Annotated in this window: 24 protein-coding genes; 10 read left to right on the top strand and 14 right to left on the bottom strand. The window is 38.9% G+C overall.

Annotated elements, in window-relative coordinates:
• Positions 1-200: 200 nt before the first annotated feature.
• From FZF08_RS19660 to FZF08_RS19650, 3 genes are all read left to right on the top strand, one after another.
• Positions 201-779 carry a hypothetical protein gene (locus FZF08_RS19660; protein WP_159471951.1) on the top strand — a complete coding sequence of 193 codons (579 nt, stop codon included), beginning with the start codon at positions 201-203 and terminating at the stop codon, positions 777-779.
• Positions 780-992: 213 nt separating this feature from the next.
• Complete coding sequence (locus FZF08_RS19655; protein WP_159471948.1) at positions 993-1,397, top strand: hypothetical protein; 405 nt, start codon at positions 993-995, stop codon at positions 1,395-1,397.
• Between the two features lie 461 nt (positions 1,398-1,858).
• Entirely contained in the window at positions 1,859-2,266 is a 408-nt protein-coding gene (locus FZF08_RS19650; protein ID WP_159471945.1) for a hypothetical protein, read from the top strand.
• 70 nt (positions 2,267-2,336) lie between these two features.
• On the opposite strand, the gene FZF08_RS19645 is transcribed toward FZF08_RS19650, so the two are convergent.
• From FZF08_RS19645 to galE, 7 genes are all read right to left on the bottom strand, one after another.
• The gene (locus FZF08_RS19645; RefSeq protein ID WP_159471942.1) at positions 2,337-2,696 is read right to left on the bottom strand and encodes an MGMT family protein; all 360 of its coding nucleotides are present in this window, start codon (positions 2,694-2,696) and stop codon (positions 2,337-2,339) included.
• Complete coding sequence (locus FZF08_RS19640; protein WP_159471940.1) at positions 2,668-3,249, bottom strand: DUF3109 family protein; 582 nt, start codon at positions 3,247-3,249, stop codon at positions 2,668-2,670. Before FZF08_RS19640 ends, FZF08_RS19645 begins: the two co-directional genes overlap by 29 nt.
• 15 nt (positions 3,250-3,264) lie before the next feature.
• The gene (locus tag FZF08_RS19635; protein WP_159471938.1) at positions 3,265-5,511 is read right to left on the bottom strand and encodes a LysM peptidoglycan-binding domain-containing protein; all 2,247 of its coding nucleotides are present in this window, start codon (positions 5,509-5,511) and stop codon (positions 3,265-3,267) included.
• Positions 5,512-5,545: 34 nt separating this feature from the next.
• Positions 5,546-6,190: an O-methyltransferase gene (locus FZF08_RS19630; RefSeq protein ID WP_159471936.1), complete on the bottom strand. Its 645-nt coding sequence runs from the start codon at positions 6,188-6,190 to the stop codon at positions 5,546-5,548.
• Between the two features lie 94 nt (positions 6,191-6,284).
• Complete coding sequence (gene rfbA, locus FZF08_RS19625; protein ID WP_159471934.1) at positions 6,285-7,151, bottom strand: glucose-1-phosphate thymidylyltransferase RfbA; 867 nt, start codon at positions 7,149-7,151, stop codon at positions 6,285-6,287.
• A gap of 70 nt (positions 7,152-7,221) precedes the next feature.
• Positions 7,222-8,277, bottom strand: coding sequence for a dTDP-glucose 4,6-dehydratase (rfbB, locus tag FZF08_RS19620; protein ID WP_159471932.1), 1,056 nt, complete (start codon positions 8,275-8,277; stop codon positions 7,222-7,224).
• Positions 8,274-9,293: a UDP-glucose 4-epimerase GalE gene (gene galE / locus FZF08_RS19615; protein WP_159471929.1), complete on the bottom strand. Its 1,020-nt coding sequence runs from the start codon at positions 9,291-9,293 to the stop codon at positions 8,274-8,276. The genes rfbB and galE overlap by 4 nt, the downstream gene beginning before the upstream one ends.
• 213 nt (positions 9,294-9,506) lie before the next feature.
• Between galE and FZF08_RS19610 the strand changes: the two genes are divergently transcribed.
• Positions 9,507-10,361: a transglutaminase-like domain-containing protein gene (locus FZF08_RS19610; protein WP_159471926.1), complete on the top strand. Its 855-nt coding sequence runs from the start codon at positions 9,507-9,509 to the stop codon at positions 10,359-10,361.
• Here FZF08_RS19610 and FZF08_RS19605 read toward each other — a convergent pair.
• Positions 10,358-10,993: a 4'-phosphopantetheinyl transferase superfamily protein gene (locus tag FZF08_RS19605; protein ID WP_159471923.1), complete on the bottom strand. Its 636-nt coding sequence runs from the start codon at positions 10,991-10,993 to the stop codon at positions 10,358-10,360. The genes FZF08_RS19610 and FZF08_RS19605 overlap by 4 nt on opposite strands.
• A gap of 221 nt (positions 10,994-11,214) precedes the next feature.
• Between FZF08_RS19605 and FZF08_RS19600 the strand changes: the two genes are divergently transcribed.
• From FZF08_RS19600 to folB, 3 genes are all read left to right on the top strand, one after another.
• Positions 11,215-12,117: a WD40 repeat domain-containing protein gene (locus FZF08_RS19600; RefSeq protein ID WP_159471899.1), complete on the top strand. Its 903-nt coding sequence runs from the start codon at positions 11,215-11,217 to the stop codon at positions 12,115-12,117.
• Positions 12,118-12,219: 102 nt separating this feature from the next.
• Entirely contained in the window at positions 12,220-13,209 is a 990-nt protein-coding gene (locus tag FZF08_RS19595) for a DivIVA domain-containing protein (protein WP_159471896.1), read from the top strand.
• A 6-nt stretch (positions 13,210-13,215) separates the two neighbouring features.
• Positions 13,216-13,566 (top strand): dihydroneopterin aldolase, encoded by a 351-nt coding sequence (gene folB, locus FZF08_RS19590; RefSeq protein ID WP_159471891.1) that lies wholly within the window; start codon positions 13,216-13,218, stop codon positions 13,564-13,566.
• Between the two features lie 176 nt (positions 13,567-13,742).
• Here folB and FZF08_RS19585 read toward each other — a convergent pair whose 3' ends face one another.
• Entirely contained in the window at positions 13,743-14,960 is a 1,218-nt protein-coding gene (locus FZF08_RS19585; protein ID WP_159471888.1) for a saccharopine dehydrogenase family protein, read from the bottom strand.
• A 219-nt stretch (positions 14,961-15,179) separates the two neighbouring features.
• Between FZF08_RS19585 and FZF08_RS19580 the strand changes: the two genes are divergently transcribed.
• On the top strand, positions 15,180-15,665 hold the full coding sequence (locus FZF08_RS19580) for a DUF456 domain-containing protein (RefSeq protein ID WP_159471886.1): 486 nt from the start codon (positions 15,180-15,182) through the stop codon (positions 15,663-15,665).
• 152 nt (positions 15,666-15,817) lie between these two features.
• On the opposite strand, the gene FZF08_RS19575 is transcribed toward FZF08_RS19580, so the two are convergent.
• From FZF08_RS19575 to FZF08_RS19565, 3 genes are all read right to left on the bottom strand, one after another.
• Positions 15,818-17,224, bottom strand: a complete 1,407-nt coding sequence (locus FZF08_RS19575) for an efflux RND transporter periplasmic adaptor subunit (protein WP_159471884.1) — start codon at positions 17,222-17,224, stop codon at positions 15,818-15,820.
• Positions 17,225-17,323: 99 nt separating this feature from the next.
• Positions 17,324-18,820: a TolC family protein gene (locus FZF08_RS19570; protein ID WP_159471882.1), complete on the bottom strand. Its 1,497-nt coding sequence runs from the start codon at positions 18,818-18,820 to the stop codon at positions 17,324-17,326.
• 111 nt (positions 18,821-18,931) lie between these two features.
• Positions 18,932-20,167 (bottom strand): nucleoside recognition domain-containing protein, encoded by a 1,236-nt coding sequence (locus FZF08_RS19565; RefSeq protein ID WP_159471880.1) that lies wholly within the window; start codon positions 20,165-20,167, stop codon positions 18,932-18,934.
• A 178-nt stretch (positions 20,168-20,345) separates the two neighbouring features.
• On the opposite strand from FZF08_RS19565, the gene FZF08_RS19560 reads away from it, so the two are divergent.
• Together FZF08_RS19560 and FZF08_RS19555 are read left to right on the top strand one after the other, a co-directional pair.
• Entirely contained in the window at positions 20,346-21,356 is a 1,011-nt protein-coding gene (locus FZF08_RS19560) for a sterol desaturase family protein (RefSeq protein WP_159471878.1), read from the top strand.
• Positions 21,357-21,461: 105 nt separating this feature from the next.
• A complete protein-coding gene (locus FZF08_RS19555) occupies positions 21,462-21,908 on the top strand; it encodes a hypothetical protein (RefSeq protein ID WP_159471876.1) in 447 nt (148 codons plus the stop codon).
• A 155-nt stretch (positions 21,909-22,063) separates the two neighbouring features.
• Here FZF08_RS19555 and FZF08_RS19550 read toward each other — a convergent pair whose 3' ends face one another.
• The gene (locus tag FZF08_RS19550; RefSeq protein WP_159471874.1) at positions 22,064-23,002 is read right to left on the bottom strand and encodes a sugar phosphate isomerase/epimerase family protein; all 939 of its coding nucleotides are present in this window, start codon (positions 23,000-23,002) and stop codon (positions 22,064-22,066) included.
• Positions 23,003-23,009: 7 nt separating this feature from the next.
• A complete protein-coding gene (locus tag FZF08_RS19545) occupies positions 23,010-24,278 on the bottom strand; it encodes a Gfo/Idh/MocA family protein (RefSeq protein WP_159472785.1) in 1,269 nt (422 codons plus the stop codon).
• Between the last annotated feature and the right edge of the window lie 244 nt (positions 24,279-24,522).

Genomic DNA, 24,522 nt, shown 5'->3' with positions numbered 1-24,522 from the left:
TTAGCTGTCTTAGTACCACTTTGTGCCAAAATCCTCATTTTATTTAATTGAATAGGTAATTTTTATCTTGTTTTAATTCTATAATTAATGTAACTTTCTACCAGAAAATGGTGATAAAAGGTAGGTATGTTTTATTAATTATTTGAATGGGAATGAAGAGAATAAGAGAACCTTAGTTAAACAAATTAAACTTCTGGATTATGAAAACAGTATCATTAATGCTCATTGCAGCTTTTATGTGCGCTGCATGTTACGAAACTCCGAAGAAAGATAATTCCTCAAAAGAAATTAATCAGGAAAACGAAAAGAAAGCCATTCAGGCAACCATTGAAAAGGAAACAGAATCCTTTTTTGCAAGAGATTACGAGGCATGGAAATCAAATTATGCTCAAACCGATTACGCTTTCCAGGCCTGGAGTAATGACGACGGGACTTTTGATTCTAACGTTGGCTGGAATGATATCAATAAACAAATTGGAAAGTACATTAACGAAAATCCTGAACCGCTTTCCAGCCATCCGAAGGTGGAACGAAAAAATATAAAGTATAAATTTTATGGTGATAATGTAGCCTATCTTACCTGGGACCAGTTCAATAGCGACAAACCTGAAAAGAATTTCCATCACAGTAAGGAAGTAAGACTGATGGAAAAGATTGACGGACAATGGAAAATTGTTTGTGTGTCTGCTTTCTGGGATTATAAAAACCTCATTCCCGCAAGTCGATTACCTCAAATTCAGAGAATCGCCAATGAAAGCGGAGGTAAAACGAAGATCTGAAATTGTCCGGATTGTTCGGTATCAGAAATTTATGTTCGCTTATGAACACCTGTTCTGGCGCATGATTTATTTATTTTTATTTCAAAATGATGATTATCAGATGATTAGAGGTGATATTTTGTAAAATGGCACACCGAATTTTATTTGGCATGGACTTTTTTAATAGACAGATAACCATGTTAAATAAACATTCAAACTTTAATAATTATAGCCATGAAAATTGCAACTGTTTCCAAATTCGTTCTAACATTGACATTGTCTCTTTCTCTTGTTTCATTTTCTTACGCCAAAGAAAATGAAGGTGAAAAACTTGATAATAAAAATAAAACATCTGTCGTAGCGTTCGACGCATCTTTGTATAAAGTAGCTAATACCAACAAAGTGAAACTAGCCATTGACAGAATTCCTGAAGCCACTGTAAGTGTAGTTCTCAGAAATAGCGAAGGAGATATAATTTATCGGGAAGCTTTAAAAGGAGATAGCCAACCTTATCGTCGCGTCTTCGATGTGGAAGGAATGGAAGATGGAACGTACTATTTCGAATTGTACAATAAGGATCGTAAAATCACTAAAAAGCTTGAAATTTCCACTTCTAACGACAAAGTTGTGGTTTTGTAGGTAACAGTTTTTAGGATTTAGAAAAGCTCGGCCGTGAATGGCTGAGCTTTTTTTGTTGTTCAAATTTTGGGGATCAGTAATTGTCTCCCGCAAGAGGTTATGCACTTTATGAACAGTCTTATAAGTTATTAAAAGTCTTCACCTGAATAATTTACAAACTTTCATTCAAGAGTCCTTTCAAATATTTTTAATTTTTGAAAACGGTTTCAAGTACTCAATTAAATAATCTAAGCATACAATATTTCAGAATGTGTCCGAAATGTTCAATAATGGATCTTTTTGTTCGCTAATGAACACTTTGAACACTTTGATAAATTAACGAAAATATTACAAATACTTGATAAATAGATAGTTATATACTTTTTTATTCTTTTTGGTATGCAAAATTTTATTTGGCACGGACTTTTTTAATAGATAGATAACCATGTTAAATAAAAATTCAAATTTTAAAAATTATAGCCATGAAAATTTCAGCAATTTCCAAATTCGTTTTATCATTGACACTTGCTTTTTCTCTTGTATCTTTTTCTTATGCCAAAGAAAATAAGGCGGACAAAACAGACAAAAAAGTTAAAGCATCCGTAGCATCGTTTGACGCTTCGATGTACAAACTTGTTAATACAAACAAAGTAAAGTTAGCTATCGATAAAATGCCGGAAGCTTCGGTCAACGTAATTTTGAGAGATGGTAAAGGAAATATAGTTTATCAGGAAGTATTAAAGAAAAATGATGACCGCCCATACCGCCGCGTTTTTGATGTAGAAGGAATGGAAGACGGAACGTATCAATTTGAACTGTATAACAAAGACAATAAAATCATCAAGAAACTGGAAATCGAAACTTCAAGTAACAAAGAAGTAGTTTTGTAAAAAAACATCAGACACAAAAAAAGCTTGGCCAGAAACGGTCAAGCTTTTTTTGTATCTGAATATCTTCTAATCAGGATAACTCCTTTTCAGGATCCCAAAACTTATTATTCCAATCCTGAACTTTATCATCTTTAACTTCAACGCCTTCACTTTCCAGTCTTTCCTGCATAGCGGTTGGTGTTTCAAACTGATGTTTTGCACTTAGTAATCCGTTTCTGTTTACTACCCGATGGGCCGGAACGTCTTGCTGCGTGTAACTATTGCCTAATGCCCATCCAACCATTCTCGCACCTCTTTTGGAACCCAAATACGCTGCAATAGCACCATATGAAGTAACTCTTCCTTTGGGAATCAAACGAACGACATCATAAACATTTCCGAAAAAATCATTTGTTGCCGGACTATATTTTTCTTCCTTCTTTGCGGTCATCAATTTCTTGCGTTAGTTCCTTATACCATTTCGGGCCATAGGCACGAATCAGAGGCTCTTTTAAAAACTGATAAAGCGGAACACCAAGCTGTTGTCCGAAACTGCAAGCCGGACTGCAAATTTCCCAGCGGTCATAATTCAGAGCATGGTATTGTTCGTATTTTGTAACACGGATAGGATACAGATGACAGGAAATTGGTTTTTTATAATCAATTTTTCCGTCGTTATAAGCCTGTTCAATGCCGCATTTTAATATCTTTCTTTCATCGTAAATTGCATAAGCGCACTCCCTGCCATTAATAACCGGCGTTACGAAATCGCCGTCATCATCTGTTGTATAGGTTCCTTCGGCAGCGATAACTCTTTTGCCTTCCTCTGTTAAATACGGTTCTACTTGTTTGTAGATACTATCCAGAATAGGTAATTCCTCAGGATCCAGCGGAGCGCCTGAATCTCCCTCCACGCAGCATGCGCCCATACATTTGTCCAGATTGCAGACAAAAAGCTGGTCTTCAATATCGTCGCTGATGCAGGTATTGTCAATAAGTATCACTTTTCTTTTTGTTTATTATTGTTGTGGAATTTTAAGTTTCTGGCCCACGATCACAGTGTTTCCAGACAATTTGTTAAGCTTTTGAAGTTCTTCAACGCCCACATGATAATTTTGCGAAATCCGGAAAAGTGTTTCACCGGCAGCCACGGTATGTGTTGTAACGCCAGAGCGGGGAGATGAACGTTCTTCTGCTATTCCTTTCGTATTTCCGGAAGTTTTGTTCGTTCCGCTTTCAGAAACAGTTGTTGCTTCTTTGCCAACGATCAGTTTCTGTCCAACACTTAATTTCACAATATCATTTAAACCATTTATCGCAAGAAGCTCTTTTACAGATAAATTGTACATTCTGGAAATACTGTAAAAAGTCTGTCCGGCCTGAACGGTGTGGTAATTCTTTGATTCTTTAACTGTTGAAACAGCTGGTTTTTCCTTTACAGGCGGAAGCGGATTATCGAACGCGGCCGGCTGTGTGTTAGCCGGTGTGCGCGAAGCATTTTCTGACGGTGTTGAGAATGGATTACTATCTGTTCTTTTAGCGACGGGTTTGCCAGCTGGTTTCGCAGCAGGCTTGCTAGGAACTGCCTTTGGTTCAGGAGCCTGTTTGAAAGAACCATCGTTTCCGTCTTGCGTGATTATAACAACGCGATCATTTGTATTTCCAGACGGAGCCGCTGCTACGGTCGGAATTTCTACGGTTGACGGTGATGAAACGTTTGGAACTACACCCGGTTGAAAGTTCTGATCTTCTTTTGCGATACTGCTCTGATTTTTATCGACCAAAATAGGAGTATATTTTTTTCTTCCGGCAGCGTTTGATGGAATGTCGTTGTTAGATGGCTGCTGAGTAGGAGCCGATGCAATGACCGGATCAGTAACGGCTTTGTCGACCGGTTTAGGAGTAATGATTTCGATCGGTGTTTTCTTTGGTCGTTTTTTATTTAGCCATACAACCTGTCCGGTTTGAAGCGGATAGGTTTTGCTGATCGTGCGGTTAAATTTCAAAAGATTGACCAGTCTCAAACCATATTGCTGAGAAATACTCTGCCAGGAATCACCCGTTTTTGCTGTATGAAACGGAATGGCTGCTTTCTTATTTTTTCTAGCGAGGTAGTAAACATTCCCCGGAATAATCGGCATGTCAACGGACATATCATTATATTTCAAAAATCTTGGTCTTCTGAGATTTCCTGCTTTGGCAATACTCTTTGCATCATCACCGGCTTTGGCTTCAATACCCGGCAATCCATTTATTTCGTAAAATCCGTATCCATTTTTACCACTGGATTTTACATTTGATTTTTTCAAAATTGGAAAACCCGTTTCGTCAGGAACTGCATTAGAAGCAGATGTTCCGGCTGAGGCGAGAGTCGGCTGATTTTGTGCAGGCAATGACAATTTGGAACGTACCGAAGCAACCAGGTTGGAAGGAACCGGCAATGTTACAAGATATTCTCTGTCAGAAGGAATTTTGTCACCGCTTACCCAACGGTTATAGCTTTTCAAATCTCTTTCCTGAATACCCAGTTCGCTTGAAATTTCAGCAAACGTTTTTCCTTTACCATATTCTGATTCAATCAGGACCATGGAATTTGTAGTGCGGTATCTTTCAATACCAGCTTCCAGTGCAATTTTGTGAGCAAAAAAGCGAAGCATATAACGATCCGTTTTTCCATTCAAAGTAACTTCTCTCGCATATGACCAACTTGCCGGAACCAGTTTTTTTACGCCACCAACACCTTGGTAATAAGAATAAAGAGAAGAAACCCAGTTGTTTAGCTGAGTATTGTTTTTCTTCAGATACCAGGCCGCAGCATGCGTTGAAGAGCTGATATTTTTTCTTTCATCCACATCTTTATCAACACGAAGGTTTAATTCCTGAGCCGTTTCAGGCTTAAATTGCCAGAAACCAACTGCATTGGAGCTTGACACAACATCAGGTTTGAACGAACTTTCCTGAACAGCCAGATATTTGAAATCAATAGGAACTTCTTCGTCCATCAAAATACTTTCCACAATCGGGAAAAATAATATTGCCCGGTCCATCTTTTCTTCCCAGAATTTCCTGTTTGACATCAGGCTTTTGATATCCTCCTCAATCAGATTTTGAGCACTTCTGTCAAATTTTACCGTAATTCCTCCAAACATGATACTTGCCGGAATTTCCGGAGACGTGCCTTGCGCTCCCGCAATTTGAATTTGAAAAACAAACGAGAAGAAAACCAGTGTGGTTATTTTTAAGTATGTGCTGGAAATTTTGTTCATAGATGATGAAAGCTTGGCTTGTTAGATTTGCGAGTTACAATTTTTGAAGGATCATGAGTCCGTCACGGATGGGCAGCAGAATATTGGATACGCGATGATCCTGGTGAACCATGTTGTTGAAATCCAATAACGCTTGAGTATCCTTATCTATTTTCTTTAATTCCTTGTCCACTACTTTTCCACTCCACAAAACATTGTCGGCAAGGATAAAACCTCCCGGCCTGACTTTGTCAAGACAAAGATTAAAATAGGAAATATAATTGATTTTATCCGCATCCATAAATACCAGATCGAAGATATCTGTCAGGGTTGGAATAATATCCAGTGCATTTCCAATTCTGTAATCGATCTGATTACTGAATTCGGACTGGTCAAAATAATGTTGGGTGAGGGTTTCAAGCTCTTCATTAATATCGAGGGTAATAAGTTTTCCCCCAACTTTTAATCCTTCACACAGGCAGAGCGCTGAATAACCTGTGTAAGTACCTATTTCCAAAATTTTCTCAGGGCAAATCATCCGGGAAATCATGGATAAAAACCGCCCTTGCAAATGCCCGGAAAGCATACGGGGATTGAGTACGTTAGCGTGTGTCTCCCTGTTAAGAGATTTTAGCAACTCGTTTTCATTCTCAGTATGAGTTTCGGAATACACTTCTATTTCTTCCGCCAGAAACTTCATTTGTTGAATGAATTTTAAGGATTATAAAACAAAAAGCAGCTGTTACTGAATTATTTACTCTTGATAATTCGATAACAACTACTTTTTTCAATAATTAAACATTGGCAACAAGGCCCAATAAATATTTGCCATAACCGCTTTTTACCAAAGGTTTGGCAATTTCGCGTAATTGTTCGGCTGTGATAAAGCCCATACGGTATGCTATTTCTTCAATACATCCCACTTTCAAACCCTGACGTTCTTCAATAACCTGAACAAATTGTCCGGCTTGCATCAAAGACTGAAAAGTACCCGTATCCAGCCAAGCCGTTCCTCTATTCAGAACACCTACTTTCAACTGGTTTCTTTCAAGATAAACACGGTTTACATCCGTGATCTCCAATTCTCCGCGTGGGGAAGGAGGGATGCTTTTTGCAATTTCTACAACCTGATTATCGTAAAAGTACAAACCAGGCACTGCATAATTTGACTTAGGCTTTTCCGGTTTTTCTTCAATAGATAAGGCATTGAAATCCTTGTCAAATTCTACAACACCGTAACGCTCAGGATCCTGAACCTGGTAAGCGAAAATAACGCCTCCCTCAGGATCATTGTTAGATTGCAACAATTGAGAAAGTCCTGATCCGTAGAAAATATTATCACCCAGAATAAGTGCTACTTTTTCTTTTCCGATAAATTCTTCGCCGATAATAAATGCCTGTGCAAGTCCATCCGGACTTGGTTGTACAGCATAAGAAATGGAACATCCAAGACGACTGCCATCACCCAACAATTTCTCGAAATGAGGCACATCATGTGGTGTGGAAATAATCAGGATTTCCTTAATTCCTGCCAGCATTAAAATCGATAACGGATAGTAAATCATCGGTTTGTCATAAACAGGCATAAGCTGCTTACTCACCGCCAATGTAAGTGGATGAAGTCTTGTACCGGATCCACCAGCTAAAATAATTCCTTTCATTTTGACTCTTTCAATGGTTTTATAGTTGTTGTTCGATCAATTGTCCACAGACAACCGGCAAACTTACGAACTATCTGGTGGAGTACATTCCGTCGTAATATTTTTGGTATTCGCCTGAGGTAACATTATTTAACCATTCCTGATTGTCAAGATACCAGGTTACAGTTCTTTCAAGGCCTTCCTCAAACTGCAAGGAAGGTTCCCAGCCAAGTTCTTCCGAAAGTTTCGTAGCGTCGATTGCATAACGAAGATCATGTCCGGCGCGGTCAGTAACGTAAGTGATCAGTTTTTCTGTCTCACCTTCTGCACGCCCTAGTTTTTTATCCATTACGCGGCACAATAAAAGTACCAGATCAAGATTTTTCCACTCGTTATGTCCGCCGATGTTGTAAGTTTCACCGTTTCTGCCCTTATGGAAAATGGTATCGATAGCGATCGCGTGATCTTCTACAAAAAGCCAGTCACGAACATTTTCACCTTTTCCATAAACAGGAAGCGGTTTATTTTGAATAATGTTGTGGATCATCAACGGAATCAGTTTTTCCGGGAAATGATTTGGTCCGTAGTTATTTGAACAGTTTGAAATGACAACCGGAAGATTATAAGTATTCTGGTATGCTCTTACAAAGTGATCCGAAGAAGCTTTTGAGGCCGAGTATGGCGAACGTGGATCGTAGCTGGTTGTTTCCGTAAAGAAAGTACCCGGATCGTGCAATTCACCATACACTTCATCCGTCGAAACGTGATAAAATCTGTGGTCAGCCATATTTTCCTTCCAGGCTTTTTTCGCAGCATTTAGTAAATTCACAGTTCCAACAACATTGGTCATCACAAACGACATCGGATCAGAAATCGAACGGTCTACGTGACTTTCTGCTGCAAGATGGATAATGCCATGAAAATCAGTTTCAGAAATTAATTTGTCAATAAATTCAGCATCAACGATATCACCTTTTACAAAAGTGTAATTTGGTGCGTTTTCAATATCACGAAGATTTTCCAGATTTCCTGCGTAAGTCAGGGCGTCCAGGTTATAAATGTGGTATTCAGGATGGTGTACTACAAAACGTCTAACAACGTGTGAACCTATGAAGCCGGCACCTCCGGTGATTAAGATTTTTTTCATTTTTTTGGTGTGATTTTTAGTTGCCAATTCCATGCGTCAAGAAGTGCGTCCGCCATCGTTTTTTCGGCAGTCCATTTCATGACAGAATTTACTTTGTCTGATTGTGCATATATTTTTTCCACATCACCTTCCCTGCGTGGTCCAATGGAATAGTTAAGTTTTTCACCGCTTACTTTTTCAAATGTGTTGATAAGGTCCAAAACTGTGTAACCTTGCCCGGTGCCTACATTGAAAACGTCATAATAATTTTTATCAGTTTGCGAATCAAGTAATTGAAGTGCTTTTAAATGTGCTTTGGCCAAGTCTACCACATGGATAAAATCGCGTACGCAAGTTCCGTCGGCTGTATCATAATCGCTTCCGAAAACTGTTAACGATTTACGAAGTCCGGCAGCAGTTTGTGTAATAAAAGGAACAAGATTACTTGGAACACCATTTGGCAATTCACCAATCAAAGAAGTTTCGTGCGCTCCGATCGGGTTAAAATAACGCAATGAAATCGCTTTAATTCCAGGTGCAGAATGAACGTGATCGCGGATAATATCTTCAGCTATTGCTTTGGTATTGCCGTATGGTGAATTTGCTGGCTTGCGGGGAGTACTTTCAGTAACAGGCAGCGCATCAGGCTGACCGTAAACGGTGCAGGAAGAAGAGAAAACAAATTTGTCAACGTTATATTCCTTCATTACCTTTAATAAGACAAGCAAGGAAATAATATTATTTTCATAATAATTTAACGGTTTTTCAACTGATTCGCCAACTGCTTTGTAAGCTGCGAAATGAATTACACCGTCAAATTTTTCTTTTTCAAATACAGCTCTTACTTTTTCAATATCATTACAGTCAACCTCGTAAAAGGGGAAATCTTTACCCGTAATGCCTTTAATTCCGTTGAGTACTTCCCGATTTGAATTGTAAAGATTGTCAAGAATAACAGGCTCAAAACCGGCTTCATGAAGTTCAACAACGGTATGTGAACCAATAAAGCCCGCTCCGCCGGTAACAAGAATTTTCATAGGAATGATCTTAAAAGAGATTGGTGGTAAGTGTGAAAATTGTATCTAAAAGTTTCATTTTGAACTTCCAAAACTGAATTTTGAAGCGATATAGTGTGTAAATGGTCTCTTCAAAATACAATTTTTTTCCGGGCAAAAGTAGAAAATTTGACGTCCATAAAAAAAAAATGTTTTTATTTATCCGTTGGTTGTTAAAAGCAGATTCGACAGAAAATGAACAAGAGAGAAATAAAAGCGCTGATATCCTTACTTGATGACGAAGATCATGAAGTAACTCAGCACGTTGAGGGGAAGATCTTATCATTAGGTGGAAATGTGATACCGTTTCTGGAAACAGAATGGGAAGAAAGCTTCAACCCGAATCTTCAGCGTAAAATAGAAGAACTGATTCATGAGCTTCAATTAAGTATCATGAACGAACGATTGCAATCATGGAAAAATGGCGGCGGTCTGGATTTAATGGAAGGAATGTGGATTTTGTCAACTTACCATTATCCTGAACTTTCGCTCGAGAATCTTAAAACGATTGTTGAACAGCTTTACTATGATATCTGGATACAGTTTCAGGAAGAGATGAATCCGATTGATCAGATCAAGCGGATCAATAGTATATTTTTTGGTACCATGAATTTTGCCGCGAATACAAAAAGCTTTCATTCGCCATCGAATTCGATGATTAATGTGGTTTTGGAAAATCGTCGTGGAAATCCTATTACCTTATGTGTGATTTATTTGCTGATTGCACGGAAACTTGGTTTGCCGGTTTACGGGGTCAATCTTCCGAATTTGTTTGTGCTTACTTATAAAAGCCACAATACGCAGTTTTATATCAATGTTTTCAATCGGGGGATTATTTTTTCAAAAACCGATATTGATCATTATATAGCTCAGCTAAATATTAAACCAAAGGACATTTTTTATAATCCCTGCACGAATCTTGAAATCATTCAACGGGTTTTACGTAATCTGATTTTATCCTATGAAAAAACAGGTGATCAGGAGAAAATTAAGGAAATTGAAAATATTCTTAAATCAATGCTGGAAAGTTTCGGAGACGACAGTGTTTAAACAGAAATTGCAAGGCAGTATTCTTCAAACCAGCGAACGTGGATATTGGACTTGACTTTAAGATTTTCATCGTCGTCGGATAAAATGCCTTTTACGATCGATTGTGACTTATCAAACGGTTTGATATAAATTGAATTTTTGAAGCTGATTTTCTTTTTTCCATACAATTTGTAGATCGCTTCCTTCGCGCACCAGTACATGCAAAGAACTTCGAGATGATTGTTGGCTTGTTCAAATTCAGGGGCTGACAGAAACTTGCCGGAAGTTCTTTGAAGTTTGAAGTCCGTTTTTTCCATGTCAATACCCACGGGTGCGGATGCATTGATGACGGCGGCAACATAATCAAAGGTATGCGTCAACGAAATGTGAGATGCGTTATTAACCAGAAATGCCTTTCCGTGTTCGTCCTTATGAGTGCCTTCGTAAAGAAAGCCAAATTGCTCTACCAGAATTTTAATCAGAATCCGGCTGGCCAGCCATTCTCGTCTTTTTTGAGGATGCGAAATTGTTTCCAAATCATCCAGATTATACGAAGAACCCAGGCTTTCGTGTAATTCAGATTCGGTTTCTATTAATTTCCAGAGTAGCAAAGTACTGGTCTCTTCAATCTTTTCGGAATGAACGAGCGGCATATTATTTCTGTTTAAATCGAGCGTTTAGCTGTTAGCATTTAGCTTTTAGTGCGGCTCAAACGGTTATTGTATTGTAATGACAGTTGGATGTAACTGTTTATTTTTTACAAAAGACGTCTTAATTTTTATATAAATTTACAAAAGCAGGTTACTGTTTTTCTACTATTAATGCTAATGGCCATAGCTAAGTGCTAATAGCTAACAGCCAAAAGCTTCACAAAATGATAATTCGCAAAGTAGACACTTTTTCCGGTCATCGCGACAGCGTTTATACAATTATTTCTGATAATACCGATCATGGATTTTACTCTGCCGGAGGTGACGGATTTGTCATACACTGGGATTTAAAAAAGCCGGATATGGGAAAACTGGTTGCAAAAGCAGGAGTTTCAGTTTATTCGTTGTGCCTGGATGTAACAAATGATTTTCTCTGGATCGGTCAGAATTTTGAAGGAATTCAGGTCGTTGATACCGTTAATAATAAAATTGAATATGCTTCAAAAGTCACGGCTTCGGCGATTTTTGATATTAAAATTTGGCAAAACAAAGCTTTACTTGCTTTGGGTGATGGTGTAATTGCTGTGATGGATGTGCCTTCACTTTCTGTTCAAAAACATATTAAAGTTGCCAACAACAGTGTACGCTCTATTTCGGTAAATCCGGTTACAGGTGAATTTGCCGTTGGAGACAGCGACTGGAATATTCACATTTTTGATTTTGACGGATTCAAATTAAAAAAAACAATTTCTGCACACACTAATTCGGTTTTTTCCGTTCAATATTCTCCGGACGGGAATTTTCTTTTTACAACAGGAAGAGATGCGCATATCAAAATCTGGGATGTTCAAAACCATTATGAAGCTGTAAGTGATGTTTCAGCGCATATGTATGCAGTTAATAACATTGTTTTTAGTCCGGATGGAAAACATTTTGCAACATGCAGTATGGACAAATCCATTAAGTTATGGGATGCAGAAACATTCAGGCTGAAAAAAATAATAGACCGTTCGCGCCTGGCTGGGCATGCTACTTCGGTGAACAAGTTACTCTGGACAAACTTTGAAAATCAGTTAGTATCATGCAGTGATGATCGTATGATTTCGGTTTGGGAAGTGGCCATTTAATATGGTTAAAAAGTGTAATTCAGTCAAATACTTTGAAATGTTGGTCATATGTCTTTATCTTAGACGACCGTTACGAATTAAAATTAAAAGCATATATCCATCATGAAAATTTCAGCAATAGACATACGTAAACATACGTTTGAAAAGATTTTCAGAGGTTACAATCCTGACGAAGTTGATGCATTTCTTAACTCTTTGTCGCAGGAATGGGAGCGCTTTTCGAGTGAAAACAGCATGTTGAAAATGCAGTTGGAGTATGCTGAAAAAGAACTTAGCAAGTTAAAAGATATAGAATCAACGCTTTTCCGTACGCTAAAGTCGGCGGAAGATGTGAGTCGACAAATTGAGAAAGAGGCGATTGAATCTGCGGATAAGCGAATTGGTGAATCCAAAGAACAGGCTAATAACCTGATTGAGGAAGCCGAGAACAGAACGAATCAAATCATTCTTGAAACGGAAAATCGTCTTAAGAAATTTAAAGAGGATTTTGCGGTTGAAATTAAAAACCAGGAGCGCGATTTCCGCGCCATTGAAAATTTCAGAGATAATCTTGTTGTGCAGCTTTCTTCATTGGCCAATAATACAATTGAGACGGTTGAAAGGTTTGAGAATAAATATGATAAGGAATCTGTCCTGAACAAAATGGAGGAAATCAAACAGCATGTTGCTGAAATTGAGATTCCTAAAAAACTTCCTATCCCAATTGAGGTTGAAAAATCAGAACCGGAGGTTACTGAATTAGCCGTTGTCTTGAATGATGAAACTCCGGAAGTAGCGTTTGAAATTGTTGCAACACCGGAAGAATCCAATGAGCCATTTTTGGTAGAAGAGGAAATCGTGGAAGAAGAGCCGGAAATGGTTTTGGAGCAGGAAGAGGTTGCTCCTGTTATTGAAGAAGTAAAAGAAATTTCAGTTCCAACGGTAAAACATGAAGATTTAAGTCCGGCAGATGCGGCGTTGGAAATGGTTGAACAGATGCGAAAATCACGCGAAACGCCTCCTGTACGCGAAGCTGTAAATACTTTTAGAGAGAAACCTCAGGAACCAGTTTTGCCAAAAAGTTCTGGCGGATCATTCTTTGACCAAATATAATTTACATTGGGTACTATCGCATTAGAAGGCCTGGAGTTTTTTGCCTATCACGGCTATTACCCGGAAGAACAAAGAATTGGTAACAAATATGCTCTGGATATCACAATCGATACTGATTTCATTGAAGCGGCCGTCAAAGATAAATTAAGCGCGACGGTCAATTATGAAACGCTCTATCAGATTGCTGCAAAAGTGATGCAGGAACCGGCGAAATTGTTAGAACATATTGGTTTTAAAGTTATCGCAAGCGTAAGAGAGCATTATCCTGATGTTAAAAAAGTAACCGTAAGAGTTTCGAAATTCAATCCTCCTATTGGTGGAGTTTGTACGAGGGCAACGATTACGATGGAAGGATGATTTTTTAATTGTTAATTATTAATGGTTAAGGGTTAATGATTGGCGTTTGAAATTGATTGTGTTTTGAGTTAAATTTTAGATAAAATAATTTGGGTTTTTACTCCAAAACCAGAAAAGCCAACTTTTAAAGTTGGCTTTTCTGGTTTTGGAGTATTTTGTTCTTCCCTTATTTTCTATCAAGCAGGATATTCATGTGGAAGCGGGATATTGATTCTTTCGTTCCATGGTAAACCCTGGGTATTCAAATGTGCCATAAACGGATCAGGATTCAGCTCTTCGCAGTTCCATACACCTGGTTTCATCCATTCTTCATCAGTAAGCATTAGCATAGCGCCGATCATGGCCGGAACGCCGGTTGTATAACTTACCGCTTGTGCTTTTACTTCTTTATAACATGCTGCGTGGTCACAGTTATTCCAAACGTAGTAAGAAGTTTCCTCACCATCTTTTGTTCCTTTAATCTGGCAACCGATCGAAGTCTGGCCTGAATAATTTTCTCCCAAAGAATCAGGAGCTGGCAAAACTGCTTTCAAAAATTCAAGAGGAACGATATCCATTCCGTTAAATTTGATAGGTTTGATACTGGTCATTCCAACATTTTCAAGCACATTTAAATGTGTGATATAAGCCTGTCCGAAGGTCATCCAGAAACGTGCACGTTTCAAAGTCGGGAAGTTTTTTACCAGCGATTCAAGTTCTTCGTGGTAAAGAACATAACTTTCTTTTGGTCCGATTCCAGGATATTCGATTGGTTTGTGAATGGACATGGCTTCTATTTCAATCCATTCTCCATTTTCCCAGTAACGTCCTGGTTGGGTAATTTCACGAATATTGATTTCAGGATTAAAATTCGTAGCAAATGCTTTTCCATGGTCACCGGCATTACAGTCGATGATATCCAGGTAATGCATTTCGTCGAAATAATGTTTGTTGGCGTAAGAAGTGAAAACCTGTGTAACACCCGGATCAAAACCACATCCTAATAAAGCCATCAATCCAGCATCTTTAAATCGCTGCTGATAAGCCCATTGCCAGCTATATTCAAATTTGGCAACATCTTTTGGTTCATAATTCGCCGTATCAAGATAATGAACGCCAGTCGCAAGACAAGCTTCCATGATCGTCAAATCCTGGTATGGAAGTGCAACGTTAATTAGCAATTTTGGCTGGAAGCGTTTGATCAGCATCACAGTTTCAGCAACAATATCAGCATCAACCTGAGCTGTTTCGATGTCAACTCCGTGCATTTCTTTAATTTCACCTGCAATTTTATCGCATTTTGATTTTGTACGACTTGCAAGCATTATGCTCGTAAATACATGGCTGTTCAGTGCACATTTATGCGCCACCACACTTCCGACGCCGCCGGCACCAATAATAAGAACTTTGGACATTTGTTTTTTTTATGAATGATTTCCTGAATGATTGAATAAGTGACTTTTTTACCTTCACTAATAAAAATGAATGCCAGTGAGCACTTTTTCACAAATTGCAGACGATTAGTTGCATACCATAAGGTTAGACCTTTTTTAGAATAATCGCCATTTCAATTTACAAAGATAGGACGGCCAAATGTTTTTTTATTAATTCAGTGTTAATTTAACATCACAGTTATGGATATTTTGCTTCTCGTTGTCGGTATCGCGTGTTTATTTACTGGACTTGCCGGAGCGATTTTGCCACTTCCCGGACCGGCTTTAAGTTTTGCAGGACTTATTTTACTACATATCAGTAAGTTCGCCGAATTCAGCCAGACTACGCTTTACACGCTCGGTTTTATAACCGTAGTAATCGCCGTGCTGGATTATTATATTCCTGTTTGGGGGACGAAAAAATTTGGCGGAACAAGGTATGGGGCAATAGGCGCAACACTCGGTTTACTTGCAGGATTTCTTTTTATTCCGGCTATCGGCGTTTTTATCGGGACATTTCTTGGCGCGTTACTGGGAGAATTAATAGGTGGGGCTAAAATAAATGCAGCTTTAAAATCAGCCTTGGGTTCATTCGTCGGTTTTCTGACGGGTATTATCATTCAGGTACTGCTTTGCCTGATCATGATTGGTTTTGCAGTCGCAGAACTATGGAAAAATATCGGATAACGGAATAATTTGACAGACTTCGATCTCTCGGCTGAAAAACCCTTGAAGATTGAAATCACGAATTAAATAAAAAATCCTTGCAGCAAAGCCGCAAGGATTTCTTTTTAACCTAAACTAAATCGAACTTATTACATATTTGTAACGCACACGTTCTAGTTTTCATTTGATTTTTTGTCATCTTTTTTCACTTCTTCTTTCTTTTTCTCGACAATGTCTCCTGTTTTTAGTGTTTTGGACACAACAATATAAGGTCCGGATATAATTTCATCTCCTTCTTTTAATCCCGATAAAATCTCGATATTTTCAAAATCGCTGATTCCGGTTTTTACCTCACGCATCTCAGCTTTTCCATTTACAGCAACAAATATAACTTCTTTGATTGCTTCTTCTTTTTGTCCTTTTAGTTTTTCAGGTTCTGCTTCTTCCGGCTTTTTATCTTTATCATCCACTGCCGGGGCATTATTTCTTGTTGTCACGGACGCAATCGGAACGGAGATTACTTTATCTTTTCTATTTGTGATAATTTCAACAGACGCGGTCATGCCTGGTTTAAACGGATAAGATCTTTTGCTTCGTGTAGCCATAAGGTCGCTGAATGAGGTATTCAGGATTTTAACTTTTACTTCAAATTCAGTTACTGCATCTGTGGAAGTGCTGGCAGCTGATGTTGAAGTCGAGGAAGCAAGGCCAGCGGCAGTATTGGCAATTTCTTTTACAATACCTTTAAATTTACGGCCTGATGCACTGTAGGCGTCAACATCAATTTCGGCAGTATCGCCCAAAGTAACACGGACGATATCATTTTCGTTAACATTAACACGCACTTCCATATTGCTCAGATTGGCAATCCGCATCATTTCAGTTCCTGCCATTTGTGAAGTTCCAACCACACGTTCTCCAACTTCGACATTGAGCAAGGAAATAATTCCACTAACAGGAGCGAAAATGGTTGTTTTGCGTAAGTTTTCAGCGGCATCACGAAGACTGGCCTCTGCACTTTTAATATTAAAAAGAGCTGCGGAAACATTCGCTTTTGAAGATTCAAGATCCTGTTTTGCTATATCGTAATTTGAACTGAACTGTTCAAAGTCTGATGCAGAAATTACCTTATCGTTGTATAATTTTTTATTCCGGTCATAAATCGTTTTTGATTGGGATAATTTAGCTTCGGCCTGTAAAACCAATGCCTTGGTCTGTTCGTGATTTGCTTTGCTGGAATTGACTGCAGCCTGTGCACGGGCCATTAGTGACTCGTAATTATCCGGACGAATCTTTAAAAGCAACTGGCCTTTGACAACAGAATCGCCTTCTGCGACATAGAGATTTGTGATTTCACCGGATACATCCGGACTTAATTTCACTTCTACTTCGGGCTGGACTTTTCCGGAAGCACTCACACGCTCAATAATATCTGCGCGTTTCACCTTTGTGAATTCTACCTCGGTGGGTTTCGGTTGTCCGATATATCCGGCCTGTTTTGCCCCGAATAATCCGGCGACAAGAAGTACAACAATACCTCCTACAATCCACCATATTCGTTTTGAAGATTTACGCGCCATAATTCGTTTTTTGGTTTACGGTTATTTATTTTTCAGGCCAGCAGAAATCCTGCTATGATTAATGATTTTATCTTTTGAAAAGACGTATTTCAATTTTTATTAAAAATCAGACAAAGGTCTGTTCATATAAAAATCAAGTATTTTGGTGCGGAATACATAATCATACTTTGTTTGAATAAGATTACCATTCGCGCGGTCCAGATTGGCTTTTGCAATATTGTATTCAACGGAATTGATAGCTCCCACATCAAAACGAACCTGAGAAATCCGGAAAGCTTCGGCCAAAGCTCTAACCTGATTAGCCGTTGCAGAATACCGTTTAGCAGCATTATTCATATCAATGTATGCTTGTTCTACATTTTTACGAATAGTAAGCTGCACTTGCTGAGCCTGGAATTCGGTTGTGCGCTGTTGAAGTTTAGCATTGGCCAAATTGTACCTAACCTGGAAATTGGTAAAAATCGGAATTCTTAAACTGATATTAACAGAAGAGTTTCTGTTGAAATTAAGCTGATCCAGATAACCAAAATGTTTTAATGATCCTCCCGGGGTTGAAACTGTCTGTACAATGGGCAATTGCTGATCATTAACAATAATATAATCGGTTGAAGAAGTTACTACCTGTGTTCGGCCCGGAGAGCCATCCGAAATAAATCTTTCTTTTGGTGCAACACTTGAAAATGTCGTATTGATACCGCCGTTCAAAGATAGTACTGGCATCGCAGCACCGCGGATAATTTCAATATTTTTCTTGGCAGCTTCTGTTCGCAATTCCGCAGCCTTCATTTGAGGGAGATTATTCATCGCGCTTTCGTAAATCTGCTGAATCGTAGCATCATAAGTCCTAAGATTAGGATCTGCAACCGGAATTTTGATCAGATTAATTTCATCGCTTCCCGGCATGTTCATTAATTGTTTTAAACTAAGCTTTGCCGTTTCCAGATTGTTTTGCGCATTAACAAGCGTTAATTCGTCGTTTGCAAGCTGGGCTTTTAAATCAAAAAGATTACTTTCTGCAAGGGTTCCTGCTTCCACAAGTTTCGCTGTGCGGCCAACCTGCAAATTGGAAGCATCAACCTGGCGTTGCGCTACACCTATTAATTCTTCGTTGCTGATCACCTGCAAATAGGAAAGAGCAACATTCAGCATTATATCATTTCTGGCGGCGTCAAGATCTTTCTGGCTTGCCATAACATTGATCTCATTACGTTTTATGGTATTTTTTAATTGAAATCCGCTGAACAAAATAACACTTGAACCAAGTTGAAACTGGTTCTGGCTAATGTTTTGCTGAACAAACTGGTTGGTAAACGGATCAATGTTACGACCGGAATTGAACCCTTGCGCCGCATTAAAACTTAAACTCGGCCAACGCTGCCAGCGGGATTGGTCATGGATGTTATTATCCCGCTGCACCTGAATTTCAGATTGTTTAACCTGTGGATTTGTTTCCAAAGCAATGCGGATACAATCTTCCAGAGAATACGTATTATCTGCTTTTTTTGGAACATTCGTTTGTCCGTACGCTGACTGAAACAGGACAAGTCCACAAAGCATGAAGGCTAGGAATGCAGATTTTGGTAACGAATTCATCATATGTTATTCTGTGTTAGATATTCAATATTACATGATGCTACAAAAAACAACCATCCATTTAGTACGGACGGTTGCATAAGTAGGTAAATGGGTATTTTACTATAAATAAAATTAATGGAAGAATAAATATCCAAGCCAAATGCCAGCGATCACACCGATTAAATCGGCAATGAGGCCTACTACAATAGCGTAACGGGAATTTTTAATCCCGACGGATCCGAAGTAAAGTGCTACTATATAAAGTGTTGTATCTGCTGATCCCTGAAAAATGCAACCAAGGCGTCCAACAAACGAATCCGGGCCAAATTTTGTCATACCTTCAATCATCAAAGCACGTGCTCCGCTGCCGCTTAAAGGCTTCATAAGCGCAACCGGGAGGGCATCGGTAAAATCACTGTTGATCCCGGAACTGATAACTATATACCGAAGTCCGTTTATCAAATAATCCATTGCTCCACAGGTACGAAAGGCGCTGATGGCAACCAGCATTCCTACGAGATAAGGCATTATTTTGACGGAGGTTTCAAAGCCCAATTTGGCTCCGTCAATGAATACTTCAAAGACATTTACCTTTTTATATAGTGCTCCAAGAAGAAAAGAAGTAATAAGTAAAAGGAGTACTGAATTTCCAAAAACGACTGAAATTGTTTCGATCTGCTCTTTTGGTAAACCTGATAAATACCAAAGTAATAATGCCAGAACCGCTGTAACACCCCCAAGGCCCAATACAACTGTCCGGTTAAAAAGATTGATTTTTTGCCAGGCCGCCGTAATGATCAAAGCAATTACTGTTGTGATATAAGTGCCGATGACGCAAGGAATAAAAACATCAGATGGGTCAGAGGCTCCCAAAATGGCGCGTTGGGCAATAATACTTAGCGGGATAATCTGAAGACCGGAGGTATGTAATACCAAAAACATGATCTGCGCATTGGATGCGGTATCCTTACTTGGATTTAAATCCTGAAGACTCTGCATTGCTTTCAAACCAAAAGGTGTTGCGGCATTATCCAAACCCAACATATTGGCTCCGAAATTCATAATCATCTGCCCGTTTGCCGGGTGATTTTTAGGGATTTCAGGAAATAATTTGCTAAAAAACGGACCGATTATTCTGGCCAGAATATTAATTGCTCCTGCTTTTTCACCTACATTTAAAATTCCCAGAAAGAATGTCATGACGCCGGCCAATGGCAAGGCAATATCCATCACAGCAACTTTTGATGAACTTAGAATACCTTCGACTACAAGCTTTAAAGTTTCTACGTCACCAAAAAAAAGAAATTTGGCAAACGCAACGACAAAAGCTATTGTAAAAAAAGCAATGAAGATATAATTAAGGGCCATGCGTTGGAGTGGAAGTTAGTCGAAAGGATTGTGGTACGGTACCTGGAAATTTAATCAGGGTCTAAAATAATGCAAATTAATGAGATTGTTATTATTGATCCTAATTGATAAAAGGGTAAATCAAAGATCATCGATTCTTTATTATTTAATTAATTAATCATTACTAAACCTTGATACGATGGAATTTCTGGAAACGATTTATAAGGAGTTTACCGGTTTCTTCAATTATCACAAGTTATTTGAAATTATAAATTCCGGAGATTACGAAGTCTTACTTACCCAGAAAGGAATTCAATCGGCGTTGGGTCCTTTTGTTCCGGTTCTACTTGTCATTGAAATAATCCGAAGTCTGTTTTATAGAAAATATACATTTTCACAATACAAAATATCATTTTTTACCTATGTCCTGAACCGTTTTGTCTCGCGGTTTATTTCCATTGCTATGGTGGCATTTTGCATCGGTTTCTTTGAGCCTTATGCTATTTTTAAATCAGAACTTACCTGGTACTGGTTTATTTATGGTTATATTGTTTGGGAGCTGGCTCATTTTGTTTATCATTACCTGGGTCATAAAGTAAGAATTTTCTGGTGCCTTCATTCTACACATCATGCTCCGGAATACATGAATATGTCTGTGACTTATGCTCATTTCTTTCTGGAAGCGCCTTATGCCGATATTATCAGGACGACAATTTGTATTTTACTAGGTGTAAATCCGCCGTTACTTTTCCTGATCATGTTCATCGATGGCACCTGGGGATCATTTATTCATGTCGGCGAAAATATTCTGAGAGATGGCCGTCTGGGTTTTTTAAATAAAATCATATTGACACCATCACATCACCGTGTACACCATGCAAAGAATCCCTTATATATGGATACCAACTTTTGTAATTTGTTGAATATCTGGGATAGGGCATTTGGTACGTTACAGGATGAAAAAAGAGATCTGGATATTGAATATGGGATCTCCCGTCCCATGAAGTCAGGTGATTTTCTGGATGCTTATTTTGGAGAAATCGTTGTGCTGGTAAAAGATGTTTATCATGCTCCGGGATTAAAAAACAAATTTTTGTACATTTTTATGCCTCCTGGCTGGAATCATACCGGCGATCATAAAACGGCTGACATCGTTAAAAAAGAATATCAGCAGCAACATCCCAGGGAAGCAGAATTGGTTTTGAAATAATTCAAAGTTGGAATATTAATGAAATATTCACAAGAGAACCGGCATTTTTAAAGGTCGATTTCCTATCTTCCATTTTTCCAAACATTATCCTTCATTTAATAGTCTATGAAAAAGTATTGTTACGCATTTGCCCTGATTGCCTTATTAGCTTGTAATAAAAAGAATGGATCCGGTGAAAGTGGAGGAGATTCAAATGCCGAAATTTCCGATGTCAGAAAAGTAGTAAAACCGGAAGCCGTGTCAAGTTACAGTGAACCTGTGAAAGATAAAGATGGACTTAACGATTGGAAATTTGCTGTAAGCCTATTTGAAACCGAACAAACATTTAAATACAAGATCAAAGTAAAATATAAGGAGCTGGAAGCGGAAGATGATCTGGTTGTTCCAAACTTAGGAATCCAGCCGAAAGTGGAAGTTCAAAAAGGCAAAGAGCCATTAACTTGTGTTATAGGTTTTATGGACAAAGAAAATGTTTTCAAAGAAGTTAAACGCGTAGAAATAATTGGAGACGAATTAAAAATCCGCCAAACCAAAAGTTACAGCATGAGGTAGGGGCGATCCCTTGTGGTCGCCCGGAGTTATCGAAAAAACATCCCCAGGAAAACCCGATTTAGGGAATATTCGGATAATAAAGATTTCCCGGATAAGAAAAAGGGCAACCACAAGGGATTGCCCCAACGAGGTCCCGAATGATTGCCCCGAATAGTTTACGACGCGAAAATCTTATCCATAAAATCCTTTATCGTCTGTAATCTTTTCCGATCACCGCCGCTAACTTCGGCAGAAGCCCAGCCAGAATATCCGACTTTTTGCAAGGCCTTATTGACTTCCGGCCAGTTACAGTCTCCATCAAAGAATTCTACATCAAAGCCTTTCCAGAGACCCAGATCATTCTGCTTTTTAAAACTGAATTCTTTTAAATCAATTTTTAAAATACGTTTATCCAACGCTTCTATCCAGGAAACCGGCCAGCTATAACGCAGAACATTTCCTACATCAAAATACCAGCCAATCATCGGATGTTTGAAATCATCAACATATTTTGCTGCTTCCATCGGGCTTAGCAAAAACTGATTCCAAACATTTTCCAGAGCAATTTTTACCCCTGTTTTTTCAGCAATTGGCAACAGTTTGGTAAGCTCAGCACGTGAACGTTCATAAGCCTCAGAATAGGAAACCTCCGCATTAACAACACCGGGAACAACCAATACCGTAGTCCCGCCATATTGTTTAGTATCCCAGAGAGCCTGTTCAATGGATTTCACACATTCAGCACGTTTTTTCGGATCCGGATCGGATAAAGGTAATTTCCAGTGTTTCGAGTTTACAGTCCCCGGAAGTTCCAGGCCCGTTTTATCTCTGGCAGCCAGAATTTCCTTCATGTTCAGATCATTCGGAGAATCCAGCTCAACGCCGTCATACCCAATGTCTTTCAGCATTTTAAATTTATCCATTACAGACAAATCTTCCTTCACCATACCCCATTTCAAGCTTTTCTTGATCATGGCTTTGGGTAGCGGTGCAGAATTTATTTGTCCTGGAAGAATAATATTGGAAGCAGATGCAACGACGTCTGTTATTGCACCAAGTCCTATCACAGCACCCGTTGCAAAAGCAGTATTTTTGATAAATTCTCTTCTATCCATGCCGATATTAAGAGAAAGCAGTGATACCAGGTCTTGCAACTTCAACGATCGGAGGCTTCATGTCAAAACTGAAATCAGCTGAACTTTGAGGTCCTAGTTTTTCTGTTGAATTCATTGCTTCCTCCCAGGTTACTCTTTTTCCTGTATAAGCTGCCATTCTTCCCATGATCGCCAAAAGAGTGCTCTGCGCCATAAATTCACCGTCGTTTAACGGAGTACCTTTACGGATTGAGGCAAACAATTCGTCATGTTCAGTCTGGTACATATCATTTTGTTTTCCTTCATATTTCCATGGATTCTGGCCGTAGATCTCGTGAACGTTACGGGCACAGTTTACCATCGCTCTTCCTTTTGTACCAATCGTTTCAACAAGGTAGCTGTTTTCACAGTTTGCCTGTTGTCTTGAATGGTGGAAGCCTTTTACGCCGTTTTCATATTCGTATGTTACAGCGAAATGGTCAAAAATATTGCCAAAAAGCTCCTCCGTTCTAACCTGGCGACCACCTGTTCCGGTTGCTGAAATTGGCAATTTACCACCCATGGCCCATGACATCATATCAATACTATGAACAGCCTGTTCAACAATATGATCTCCTGCCAGCCACGTGTAGTAAGTCCAGTTACGCAAAACATATTGTGCATCTGTCCAGCCCTGTACGCGTGGGAATGACCATAATGTACCTGTATCATACGTATTATAAATCGCGGAAATATCACCTACAGCTCCATCAAGGATTCTTCCAAAACTGGCTCTTTTTGGCTCATGGTATCTCCAGCAAAAACCTGACATCAGAGAAATATTTTTTTGCTTTGCCAATTTAGCAGCATCCAAAACCTTCCGCACACCAGGCGCGTCAACCGCAACCGGTTTTTCACAAAAAACGTGTTTCCCTGCATTGATGGCCGCCGTCAAATGTTCCGGGCGGAAATGTGGAGGTGTAGCAAGAAGTACAACGTCAACCCCCGATTCCAATACTTTTTTGTAAGCATCAAAACCAACGAATTTATGTCCGTCATCAACCTTAACTTTTGAACCGTGGACCTTCGTTAGGTTTTCAAGTGAAGATTGTAGTTTATCCGGGAAAATGTCACCCATTGCATGTAATACAACGTTTGGGTCAGCTTTCAAGGCTTGGTTAGCAGCTCCGGATCCGCGTCCTCCGCAACCAATCAAACCGATTTTCAGTGTATCAGCATTAGTTCCGGCAAAAACCTTGTTTGGATTAAGAATCGTGATAGCGGGTAATGCACTGCCAGCCAGGGCAACACCTGCCATTTTTAAGACATCTCGACGAGAAGCATTCATGTTTAAAAGGGATTAGGTTTTAAATAATTGTATTTACATAAATTCTAAGAGTTTTACAACTCATCCTTCTATGTTATGCAAAGGTTTAAAGATAAATAATTCTCTTAGTTTTTTGCCAATTAACTTCAAAAATCGTTCGGTAAAATCACCAAATTCAAAATTTAGCATAGGAGAAAATGGTGACCAAATAATTTAAATTTCGTAAATTATACAT

It is taken from the genome of Dyadobacter sp. 3J3 (assembly GCF_009801115.1).
GTDB lineage: Bacteria > Bacteroidota > Bacteroidia > Cytophagales > Spirosomataceae > Dyadobacter.
The sequence above is the reverse complement of the archived record's forward strand: the minus strand, read 5'-3'. Positions and strand labels throughout refer to the sequence as shown.